General features: G+C 59.2%; 1 pseudogene. It reads left to right on the forward strand.

Features of this window, described 5'->3' with window-relative positions:
* Positions 1–391: 391 nt before the first annotated feature.
* A pseudogene (locus tag M727_RS0132795) lies at positions 392–604 on the forward strand (transposase); the annotation flags it as partial.
* Positions 605–1,491 lie beyond the last annotated feature (887 nt).

A 1,491-nucleotide genomic window follows, 5' to 3' on the forward strand; every position in this document is an offset into this window, starting at 1 on the left:
TACACGCCTGAATCGATCGTCAGCGGCTCAAAGCGGCATTTCGAGGAGATGAAGCTCCAGTTGAATGATGCCGGCTATGAGATCATGCCCGTCGGCGTCCGCCTGTATTGCAAGCGGTGGGACAAGCTCGCCGCCCGCTAGCAACCAGCGATCCGCCCTTTGCGGCGCAAGCTTCGGCAATATTGAGCAGAAGACCGTGCCGGATCCATCTCGAGTCGCTCAGCGCCCTTGGTTGTCAACGAGCGTCCATGAACCTTCCCGATGCTGCCGCCGGACAGCCGGGCGACACCTCTGGCAAACGCGCCGGGCGGGCAGCAAACCATTCCAGTACCCACTGGACGTCGTAACTCATACGTTGGACTCATTCACTCATATCGCGCCGCGCGTTCTGCTTAAGTCGACGAACATGCTGGAGCGGCTAAACCAGGAGATCAAGCGGCGCACTCTGGTCGTTCGCATCTTCCCCAACCCGCAGAGCTGTTTGCGGCTGGTTCGGGCATTGGCGGTGGAGATCCACGAGAACTGGCTCGAGGCGACCCGCTACCTCAACATGGATCATCTGCGCGAGCACAAGAAGGAGAGCCTGAGAGCACTGGCCGCCTGAGTCGCGGCCCGCATGTCCGCCGCTCCGCTAAACACGGGGGCTGCGCGGCGGACACGCCAACGTCACCGCTGAATGCCACGCCATTTTTGCAGAACTTGACACACCCAACTTCGTCCAAAGTTTGAGGCGGAGGGACCGTGTTGCGGCAATTCTGATGTTGCCGCACTATTGCTGTTCTGCCTGTTCTTCGGAGCGGACACCTTCTCCGGTGCCCGGGACACCAACGTCAACATTGAGGAGTCGAAGGTCGAGACATCGCCAGTCCTGACACACCTGCGCTAGAGGAGTAACAATAGGCCAGCCTCGGCTGCGAGGCTTGGCGCGCCTCTTCGGCCATCACGTGGCGTTGCGTTGCGCCGATGAGAGCCTTCGCCGCCATTTCCCACCAGTTGTCGCTAATCAGGCGTTCCGTAGCCTCTCACAGCGAAGTGACGTGGCGGATCTGCCCGGTCCTGCCGAACTCGATTGAGACGGTTGGATAGGATCTTCCACGGCCGGCAAACGCCGACGCGGCGATGACGTTCTGTAGGATTTGATCAATTCAAGATGATTGTGCTGCCTCTGGCTCAATGAAATGTCGCAGCAGGTTGAGAAGCTGTTTCCGGAACGAGTCGGTCGCGCCATGACTTGCCCGTGGATTTCACTGTAAAGGTATGCAACGGGCGCGAGCCGACCATGGAATCGTGAGTGCCAGGGTCGCTTACGGCTCCCGAAACGACACTTCATGCCGGCGGCGCTCTGCATTTGCAGACCACCAAGACCAGCCAATCTTCATTTTGTCAGGCGATAGCGGCGAATTTTTCCACCAGCTTTGTCGGACCGGATACGATCAGAAGATCGCCGAGCTCTATGACGGTTTCCGGGGTGGCGTAGGTGAAGTCGGTCTG

It is taken from the genome of Mesorhizobium sp. WSM2561 (assembly GCF_000513915.1).
GTDB lineage: Bacteria > Pseudomonadota > Alphaproteobacteria > Rhizobiales > Rhizobiaceae > Mesorhizobium > Mesorhizobium muleiense.